The organism is Kitasatospora sp. NPDC058243, assembly GCF_042882025.1.
In the GTDB taxonomy this organism is placed as follows: domain Bacteria; phylum Actinomycetota; class Actinomycetes; order Streptomycetales; family Streptomycetaceae; genus Kitasatospora.
Window position 1 is genome coordinate 110,775 of the sequence record NZ_JBHVWW010000020.1, and the last position, 8,757, is coordinate 119,531.

An 8,757-nucleotide genomic window follows, 5' to 3' on the forward strand; every position below is an offset into this window, starting at 1 on the left:
GCTCTCCGTCCATTTCTCCGAGCCCCCCCCCCGCCCCTCTCTGGGGGGGGGCCCCCGCGTCGTCCTGGCGGCACCACCACTCCCCCTCCGGACCGCTGACCAGGCGTCAGCGCGTGGTGAGTTGCTCGGCCAGGGCGCGCAGGGCCAGCTCGTACGAGCCGAGCCCGAATCCCGCGATGGTGCCGGAGGCCACCGCGGCGATCACCGAGGTGTGCCGGAAGGTCTCCCGGGCGTACGGGTTGGAGATGTGCACCTCGATCAGCGGCGCGGTGCGCTGCGAGGCGGCGTCCCGCATCGCGTACGAGTAGTGCGTGAACGCGCCCGGGTTGATCACCACGGGCACCTTGCCGTCGGCCGCCTCGTGCAGCCACTCCACCATCTGCTGCTCGGAGTTGGTCTCGTGCACCTCGACCTCGAAGCCGAACTCCTTGCCGAGCGCGGTGCAGCGCTCGACCAGCCCGGCGTAGGAGGTGGCGCCGTAGACGTCCGGCTCGCGGCTGCCGAGCCGTCCGAGGTTGGGGCCGTTGAGCACCATGACCCTGGTCACGCCGAGACCTCCGCGTAGGCGGCGACCAGCAGGGACGGGTCGGGGCCCTCCAGGACGGAGGTCTTGCCGAGGCCGTCCAGGACGATGAAGCGGATCAGGTCGCCGCGCGACTTCTTGTCGATCTTCATGGCGTCCAGCAGCTTCGGCCAGGCGTCCGCCTGGTAGCGCAGCGGCAGCCCGACGGAGGCCAGCACGGTGCGGTGCCGGTCGGCCGTCTCGTCGTCCAACCGGCCTGCCAGGCGGCCGAGTTCGGCGGCGAAGACCATGCCGATGGAGATCGCGGCGCCGTGCCGCCACTTGTAGCGCTCGTTGCGCTCGATGGCGTGGCCGAGGGTGTGGCCGTAGTTGAGGATCTCGCGCCGGCCGGACTCCTTGAGGTCCCCGGAGACCACGTCGGCCTTGACCTGGATGGCGCGGCGGATCAGCTCGACGGTGTGCCGGCCGTCCGGGGTCTTGGCGCCCTCCGGGTCGGCCTCGATCAGGTCGAGGATGGCCGGGTCGGCGATGAAGCCGCACTTGATGACCTCGGCGAGGCCGGAGACGTAGTCGTGCTTGGGCACGGTCGCCAGGGTGTCGAGGTCGGCCAGCACGCCCACCGGCGGGTGGAAGGCGCCGACCATGTTCTTGCCCTCGGCGATGTTGATGCCGGTCTTGCCGCCGACGGCCGCGTCGACCATGCCGAGCAGCGTGGTGGGCATGGAGATCCAGCGGACGCCGCGCAGCCAGGTGGCGGCGACGAAGCCTGCCAGGTCGGTGGTGGCGCCGCCGCCGAGGCCGACGACGACGTCGCTGCGGGTGAAGCCGGTCTGCCCGAGCACCGACCAGCAGTACGCGGCGACCTCGGCGCTCTTGGCGTCCTCGGCGTTGGGCACCTGCAGCGCGATCGCCTCGTAGCCCTCGCCGAGCAGGTCCTCGCGGATGGCGTCGGCGGTGGCGGCCAGCGCCTCGGGGTGGATGATCGCGACCCGCCTGGCGCGGGTGCCGATCAGCGGCGCCAGCTCGCCGAGCAGCTGGTGCCCGATCAGCACGTCGTACGGGTCGTGGCCGGCGCTGCCGCCGACGTGAATCCTGACGATGGGGTCAGTCATGGGGGGTCTTCAGCTCCAGTGCTTCCAGTACGGCGTCCGCGACCTGCTCGGGGGTGCGGCCGGCGGTGTCGACGACGGCGGTGGCCACCTCCAGGTAGAGGGGCCGGCGGGCCTCCATCAGCTCGCGCCAGCGGGCCCGCGGGTTGATGGCCAGCAGCGGGCGCGGGGCGTCCAGGCCGACCCGCTTGACCGCGTCCGCCAGCGGGACCTCCAGGAAGACGACCGGCAGCTCGCGCAGCAGGGCGCGGGTGGCCTCGGCCATCACCGCGCCGCCGCCGAGTGCCAGGACGCCGTCGTGCTCCGTGGCGCCCGTGCGCACGGCCCGGACCTCCAGCTCGCGGAAGTGCGGCTCGCCCTCGTCGATGAAGATCTCCGGGATGGGCTTGCCGGCCAACGCCTCGATGTCGACGTCGGTGTCCCGGAAGCCGACGCCCAGGCGCTCGGCCAGGGCCCGCCCGACGGTGGACTTGCCACTGCCGGGCGGGCCGACCAGCACAACGACCGGAACGGTCATCGGATGATCAGGTTGTCGAGGTAGCCCTGCACGTTGCGGCGGGTCTCGGAGACGTGGTCACCGCCGAACTTCTCGCTCACCGCGTCGGCCAGCACCAGCGCGACCATCGCCTCGGCGACGATCCCGGCGGCCGGCACGGCGCAGACGTCCGAGCGCTGGTGGTGCGCCTTGGCCGGCTCGCCGGTGCGCACGTCCAGGGTCTGCAGCGCCCGCGGCACGGTGGCGATCGGCTTCATGGCGGCACGCACCCGCAGCACCTCGCCGGTGGTCAGGCCGCCCTCGGTGCCGCCGGAGCGGCCGGAGGTGCGCTTGACGCCCTCGGGGGTCGGGACGATCTCGTCGTGCGCCTGCGAGCCGGGCACCCGGGCCAGCTCGAAGCCGTCGCCGACCTCGACGCCCTTGATCGCCTGGATGCCCATCAGCGCGGCGGCCAGCCGGGCGTCCAGCCGGCGGTCCCAGTGCACGTGCGAGCCCAGACCCACCGGCACGCCGTACGCGAGCACCTCGACCACGCCGCCGAGGGTGTCGCCGTCCTTGTGGGCCTGGTCGATCTCGGCGACCATCGCCTTCGAGGCATCGGCGTCCAGGCAGCGCACCGGGTCGGCGTCCAGCCGCGCCTCGTCCGAGGGCAGCGGCAGCACACCGGCCGGGGCCTTGGCGGCGGCCAGCTCGACCACGTGGCTGACGATCTCGATCCCGCAGGTCGCCTTCAGGTACGCGCGGGCGACGGCACCGAGCGCGACCCGGGCGGCCGTCTCACGGGCGCTGGCGCGCTCCAGGATCGGACGGGCCTCGTCGATCGAGTACTTCTGCATGCCGGCCAGGTCGGCGTGGCCGGGGCGGGGGCGGGTGAGCGCCTCGTTGCGGGCCAGACCGGCCAGCACCTCGGGGTCGACCGGGTCGGCCGACATGACCTGCTCCCACTTCGGCCACTCGGTGTTGCCGACCATGACCGCCACCGGGCTGCCCATGGTCTCGCCGTGCCGGACGCCGCCGAGGAACGTCACCTCGTCCTGCTCGAACTTCATCCGTGCGCCGCGACCGTAACCGAGCCGGCGGCGCGCCAGCGCGTCGGCCACCACCGCGGTGGTGACCGGTACACCGGCGGGCAGGCCCTCCAGCGTCGCGACGAGTGCGGGGCCGTGCGACTCCCCCGCCGTCAGCCAGCGCAACGTACCCAACGGAGCTCCTTCATCAGCGGACCGGCCACGGCACCTGCCGGGGCCCGCCCGGGCGTGCCTTTTCCCCTGAATCCTTTCACGTCCCGGCGGCACCCGGAGGCCCAGTCCGCGTGACGGACGGTGGTCGGTCAGTCGGCGGGACGGTGGTCGGCACGATTCCGGCCAGCCGGCCGGGCGGCGGTCGGCGCGATCCGGCCACCGGCGCGGGCTCAGCGCCCGGCGAGGGCCTTCTCGCCCGCCTCGCGCATCGCCGCCAGCGGCCCCGGCGCCCGCCCGGTGAAGGCCTCGCTCTGCAGCACCGCCTGGTGCACCAGCAGGTCCAGCCCGCCCAGGACGGTCGCCCCGCGCGCGGCGCAGGCGGCCGCCAGCGCCGTCGGCCACGGGTGGTACAGCACGTCGAACAGCGCCCCCGGCGCGGCGGGCAGCGCCCCGGCGAACGCGTCGGTCGCACCGACCGGCGTGGTCGAGACGGTCAGCGGCCGAGCCAGCGCCTGCGCGCCGAGCTCCCAGTCGGCGGTGCGCACGGCGACGCCCAGCCGCTCGCCCAGCTCGGCCATCTCCCGGGCCCGCTCCGCACTGCGCACGTAGACGGTCACCTCGCCGGTGCAGACCTGGGCCAGCGCCGCCAGCGCCGAGGAGGCGGTGGCCCCGGCACCCAGCACGGCCGCGGCCGGCACCTCGGTGATGCCGCGCTCGCGCAGCGCGTTCACCAGCCCGGGGACGTCGGTGTTGTCCCCGGTGCGCCGCCCGTCGGCGGTGAACACCACGGTGTTCACCGCGTCCACCGCGCGGGCCGTCGCGCTGACCTCGTCCAGCAGCGGGATGATCGCCCGCTTCAGCGGCATGGTCAGCGACAGCCCGGCCCACTCGGCCTCGTCCAGCCCGGCCAGGAAGCCGGGCAGGCCGGCCTCGTCGACCTCGAAGCGGTCGTAGCGCCAGCCGTCCAGCCCGAGCGCCGCGAAGGCGGCCCGGTGCAGGTCCGGCGAGAGCGAGTGGGCGATCGGCGAGCCGAGTACGGCGGCCCGGTACTTGCTGGTCAACGCTGCTCCTCCGTGAACGGCGGTGCGGTGGCGGCTACTTGGTGGTGCAGTGGAGACCGACCTTGTCGAAGCCCTGGCCCGCCGCCCGGCAGTACGCCTCGACGTTGGCCGCGTGCTCCTTGTCCGTCTCGGCGAACAGGGTCTTGATCGGGGACATCGCGATGAAGTACAGCCACTTGCCGTCCGCCGGGTTGAGCACCGCCTTGAGCGCGTCGTCGCCGGGGTTGGAGATCGGCGTCGGCGGCAGGCCCGGGTTGATGTAGGTGTTGTACTTGTTGGACCCGTCGTTGATGTCCTTCTTGTCCAGGTCCTTGCGGCCCAGCGAGTACTGCAGCGTGGTGTCCATGCCGAGCGTGTGGCGCACGGCATCGCTCGCCAACCGGTTCTGGATGGTCCGGGCCATCTTGCCGAAGTCCTCGACGTTGTTGCCCTCGCGCTGCAGGATGCTCGCCTCGATGACCACCTCGTACGCGTTCTTGAGGCCGGCCTTGGACGCGTCGGCGTCCAGGGTCGCGTACTTGTCGGTGGCGTTCTTCACCATCTGCTTGAGCAGGTCCTCGGGCTTCATGCCGTCGGCGATGTTGTACCGGGTCGGCCAGAGGAAGCCCTCGACGTTGCCGTTCGCGTACGCCGGCAGGCCGAGACTACCGACCTGGGCCTTGGCGACACCCGCCGTGGTGCCCTGCGGCAGCTTCAGCTTCCCGTCGATCAGGGTGTAGATGTCGGCGGCGGTCTTGCCCTCGGGGATGACCAGCGCCGCACCGCCGGCCCCGTTGAGCAGTTCGCTCAGCGCGGTGGCAGCCGGCAGCTCCTTCTTCAGCGAGTAGAAGCCCGGCTGGACGTTCTTGCACTTCGGCTCGGCGTCGCAGGCCTTGCTGAAGGCGTCGACGCTCTTGACCACGCCGGCGCTCTTCAGCGCCAGGCCGATCTGACCGCCGACCGCACCCGACTTGACCTCGACCTGGACGGGGCTGCCGCCCTCGCCCGTGAAGTCCGGCGGCGGGCCGAAGTGGTCCTGGTAGAAGCCGTAGCCCCACCAGCCGGCCCCGCCCAGGGCGCCGACCAGCACCAGCGCGACCAGCAGGCAGGCCCCGCCGTTGCGGCGGCCGGACTTCTTGCCCTTCTCCTTGCGCTTCTTCTGCGCGTCGCGGGAGGAGTCCTCCTCGCCGAGGAAGCCCTCCTGTTCGGCGTGGCCGTCCTCGTCGCGGTACTCGGCGTCCTCGTGGTGGCCGTCCTCGTGGTGGCCGTCCTCGTGACGGCCGTCCTCGTGACGGCCGTCCTCCTGGAAGCCGTCCGGGTGGCCGTCCCACTCGTCGGTCTCGGGCGCGTGCCCGCCGACCGGGTCGGCGCCGGCCTCCAGCGCGGCGGCCTCGGCCTCCCAGTCGATGCCGTCCGGGCCGGGGCCGCTGACGGGCGCGGCCGGCTCGGGTTCCGGCGCCGCGCGACGCCGCCGCCCGGGCTGCGCGCCCTGCTGCGGGATGCCCGGCTGCTGCTGCGCACCGGGTTGCTGGGCCTGCTGGGCCTGCTGCGGGGACATCCCCTGCTGCTGCGCCATGCCCGGTTGCTGCTGACCGTCCGGGAACCCCTGCTGCTGGTACCCCTGCTGGGGCAGCTGCTGCTGGTACCCCTGCGGCGCCATCTGCTGCTGCTGTTGCTGTTGCTGCTGCGGGTACCCCTGCTGCGGCATCTGCTGCTGCGGGTAGCCCTGCTGCGGCATCTGCTGCTGGGGCACCTGCTGCTGCGGGTACTGCTGCTGCCCGCCCGGGAACCCCTGCTGCTGCTGATACCCCTGCGGGTACCCCTGCTGCGGCATCTGCTGCATCTGCTGCTGCGGATACCCCTGCTGCTGCACGTCTCCGTACGGCTGCTGGACCGGCTCGCCCTGCTGCTGGGGATACTGCTGGACCGGCTCGCCCTGCTGGGGATACTGCTGCCACTGGCCGTCCTGCTGGCCGGGGACCGGCTGCTGGCCGCCGTACCCGGGGTCACCGGGGTGCCACGGCTCAGAGCCCTGGGGGCCGTAGCCCCGACCCAGATCGGTCATTGATCCCCTTAACCGACGAAGACGGCCGGAGGATCGGACCGGCCGTCCGGGACGCGGTCCCGGCTGATTCTCGAACCGGCGTGCTAGCGCAGCGCCTGGGAGGAGACGTTACCGTACCGCACACGTGCCCCCGGCAGGGCGGACGTGCCGTCAGTGTCCGACCTCACCAGCCCGCGCTCGGCTCGGGCTCCGGCGCCGCCGGCCCGGAGTCGGGGGCCGACGCACCGGCCGAAGCCGACGACGAGGCCGAGGCGCCGGGCTTCGCCGACGCCCGGTTCGCGTTGAACTCGGCGACGTTGCGCTGCTGCACGTCGAAGCTGTCGGTGAAGCGGGTGTCCCCCGGTTTCACGGTGACGAAGTAGAGCCAGTCCCCCTGCGCCGGGTCCAGCGCCGCCGTGATCGCCTGCCGCCCCGGGTTGGAGATCGGCGTGGGCGGCAGCCCCGGGTGCAGGTAGGTGTTGTACGGGGAGTCCAGCCGGGTGTCGGTGACGGTGGTGTTCAGGGTCGACCGGCCGAGCGCGTAGTTGATCGTGGAGTCGAGCTGCAGCGGCATGCCCTTGGCCAGCCGGTTGTAGATGACCCGCGCCACCTTGCCCATGTCCTCGTTGTTGTCGGCCTCGCCCTGGACCATGCTGGCCACGGTGACCAGCCCGTACAGGCTCTGGCCGAGGTTCTGCGCGACGACGTTCGCGTCGTCCCGGCTGAACTCCTTGCCGGCCCGCTCCACCATCTGTTTCAGCAGGTCGATCGCGGTGGTTCCGTCGGTGACGCTGTACGTCGCGGGGAAGAGGTAGCCCTCGGGGCTGCCCTTGGCGAAGTCCGGCAGGCCCAGTTCGGCGCCCTGCTCCTGGGCGGTGCGCTGGGTGGTGCCCTCCGGCAGACGCAGCTTGTGGTCGATGGCCACGTAGATCTGGTAGCCGCGCCAGCCCTCGGGGATGGTCAGGCCGTTGGCGTTGGCCGGGTCGATCAGCACGGTCAGCGCGGCCGCGGCCGACATCCGCTGCTTCAGGGTGTAGGTGCCGGGCTGGATCCGCCCGGCGGCCGCGGCGCTGCCCTTGGCCGCCCGGGTGAAGGCGAGCGAGCTGGCCACCACCCCGTTGCGGACCAGGGCGGACGCGATCTGGGACAGGCCCGCGCCCTCCGGCACCGAGACCTGGACGCTGCCGGTGCCCTGCCCGTCGTAGTCGGCGGCGGCCGGGGGTTTGCGCTGTCCCTGGAGCCAGGTGTACCCGGCGAGGCCCGCCCCGCCGAACACCGCGACCAGGGCGAGCGCGGTGAGCGCGCAGGCCAGTCCGTTACGCCGTCGGTGCGGATCGGGCGCATCGGAGCGCATGCGGGGCGCGCCCGGGGGCCGGCCCTCCGGTTCCAGCACCGGCGCACCCAGGTGCCCGGGCGTGAGCCCCGGGTGGAAGTCCTGGTCGGTCATGGCTCGCGTCCCCTCGGCAGTGCCGAAACGTTCGAAAGGGGTCCGTGCGGACGCGTCCGCACGGACCCCTCGACGGGACGTTAGATCAGGCCGGTCAGCCGACCGCCTCGACGCTCTCACCGGGCGGGTTCCCGCTCACCCGTTCGGACTCAAGGGCGGTCTGCAGGATCACCACCGCGGCGGCCTGGTCGACCACCGAGCGGCCCTTCTTCGCCTTGACGCCCGAGGCGCGCAGCCCGTGGGTGGCGGTGACGGTCGACATCCGCTCGTCGACCAGCCGGACCGGCACCGGGTACAGCCGGTTGGCCAGCCGCGTCGCGTACGCGCGGACCTTCTCCGCCGCCGGGCCCTCCTTGCCGCTCAGCGAGCGGGGCAGCCCGACGATCACCTCCACCGCGTCGTACTCCTCGACGATGGCGGCGATCCTGGCCTGCGACTTCACCCCGGCCGGAACGGTCTCCACGGGCGTGGCGAGCACCCCGTCGGGGTCGCAGGACGCGACCCCGATCCGGGCGTCACCGACGTCGACGGCGATCCGCCGCCCCCGCCGGAAGGGCCGCTCCACCTGAGGCTCCTCGACCATCAGCTGGCGCGCTCCGCGACCAGGCCGCGCACCGCGGCGACGGCCTCGCCGACCGCGGCCGGGTTGGAGCCGCCGCCCTGGGCGACGTCGTCCTTGCCGCCACCGCCGCCGCCGAGGGTCTTGGCGGCGACCCGGACCAGCTCGCCGGCCTTGATGCCGCGGCCGCGGGCGTCCTCGTTGGTGGCGATCACGGTCAGCGGACGGCCGCCGGCCACGGTGAAGGCGGCGACCACGGCCGGGCGCGAGCCGAGGCGGCCGCGCACGTCCAGCACCAGCTTGCGCAGCTCGTCCGCGCCCACGCCGTCGGTGACTTGTGCGGCGACCACCGAGATGC

General features: G+C 73.1%; 10 protein-coding genes. 1 reads left to right on the forward strand and 9 read right to left on the reverse strand.

Features of this window, described 5'->3' with window-relative positions:
* Window positions 1-106: 106 nt before the first annotated feature.
* The 6 genes from aroQ to mltG (ACFVX9_RS16315) all read right to left on the reverse strand — a co-directional run bounded on the left by aroQ (window position 107) and on the right by mltG (ACFVX9_RS16315) (window position 5,925).
* Window positions 107-535: a type II 3-dehydroquinate dehydratase gene (aroQ, locus tag ACFVX9_RS16290; RefSeq protein WP_063350970.1), complete on the reverse strand. Its 429-nt coding sequence runs from the start codon at window positions 533-535 to the stop codon at window positions 107-109.
* An 8-nt stretch (window positions 536-543) separates the two neighbouring features.
* Window positions 544-1,635, reverse strand: a complete 1,092-nt coding sequence (gene aroB, locus ACFVX9_RS16295; protein ID WP_380380708.1) for a 3-dehydroquinate synthase — start codon at window positions 1,633-1,635, stop codon at window positions 544-546.
* Window positions 1,628-2,149: a shikimate kinase gene (locus ACFVX9_RS16300; RefSeq protein WP_387982127.1), complete on the reverse strand. Its 522-nt coding sequence runs from the start codon at window positions 2,147-2,149 to the stop codon at window positions 1,628-1,630. Before ACFVX9_RS16300 ends, aroB begins: the two co-directional genes overlap by 8 nt.
* Window positions 2,146-3,330 (reverse strand): chorismate synthase, encoded by a 1,185-nt coding sequence (gene aroC, locus ACFVX9_RS16305; protein ID WP_107452826.1) that lies wholly within the window; start codon window positions 3,328-3,330, stop codon window positions 2,146-2,148. The genes ACFVX9_RS16300 and aroC overlap by 4 nt, the downstream gene beginning before the upstream one ends.
* A 209-nt stretch (window positions 3,331-3,539) precedes the next feature.
* Entirely contained in the window at window positions 3,540-4,370 is an 831-nt protein-coding gene (locus ACFVX9_RS16310) for a shikimate dehydrogenase (RefSeq protein WP_380380713.1), read from the reverse strand.
* A gap of 34 nt (window positions 4,371-4,404) precedes the next feature.
* A complete protein-coding gene (mltG, locus tag ACFVX9_RS16315; protein ID WP_387982129.1) occupies window positions 4,405-5,925 on the reverse strand; it encodes an endolytic transglycosylase MltG in 1,521 nt (506 codons plus the stop codon).
* A 6-nt stretch (window positions 5,926-5,931) separates the two neighbouring features.
* On the opposite strand from mltG (ACFVX9_RS16315), the gene ACFVX9_RS16320 reads away from it, so the two are divergent.
* Entirely contained in the window at window positions 5,932-6,417 is a 486-nt protein-coding gene (locus ACFVX9_RS16320) for a hypothetical protein (RefSeq protein ID WP_387982131.1), read from the forward strand.
* A gap of 160 nt (window positions 6,418-6,577) precedes the next feature.
* Here the strand turns inward: ACFVX9_RS16320 and mltG (ACFVX9_RS16325) are convergent, their stop codons facing one another.
* The 3 genes from mltG (ACFVX9_RS16325) to ACFVX9_RS16335 all read right to left on the reverse strand — a co-directional run.
* A complete protein-coding gene (mltG, locus tag ACFVX9_RS16325) occupies window positions 6,578-7,840 on the reverse strand; it encodes an endolytic transglycosylase MltG (protein ID WP_387982132.1) in 1,263 nt (420 codons plus the stop codon).
* Between the two features lie 94 nt (window positions 7,841-7,934).
* Window positions 7,935-8,405 (reverse strand): Holliday junction resolvase RuvX, encoded by a 471-nt coding sequence (gene ruvX, locus ACFVX9_RS16330; RefSeq protein WP_244293307.1) that lies wholly within the window; start codon window positions 8,403-8,405, stop codon window positions 7,935-7,937.
* Between the two features lie 17 nt (window positions 8,406-8,422).
* A partial coding sequence (locus ACFVX9_RS16335) for a DHHA1 domain-containing protein (RefSeq protein WP_387982133.1) occupies window positions 8,423-8,757 on the reverse strand: 335 nt, incomplete at its 5' end.

Bases quoted from the DNA above. Each gene is read 5' to 3' on its own strand.
- aroQ (WP_063350970.1), bottom strand. From the start codon at position 535: ATGGTGCTCAACGGCCCCAACCTCGGACGGCTCGGCAGCCGCGAGCCG.
- aroB (WP_380380708.1), bottom strand. From the start codon at position 1,635: ATGACTGACCCCATCGTCAGGATTCACGTCGGCGGCAGCGCCGGCCAC.
- ACFVX9_RS16300 (WP_387982127.1), bottom strand. From the start codon at position 2,149: ATGACCGTTCCGGTCGTTGTGCTGGTCGGCCCGCCCGGCAGTGGCAAG.
- mltG (WP_387982129.1), bottom strand. From the start codon at position 5,925: ATGGCGCAGCAGCAGGGGATGTCCCCGCAGCAGGCCCAGCAGGCCCAG.
- mltG (WP_387982132.1), bottom strand. From the start codon at position 7,840: ATGACCGACCAGGACTTCCACCCGGGGCTCACGCCCGGGCACCTGGGT.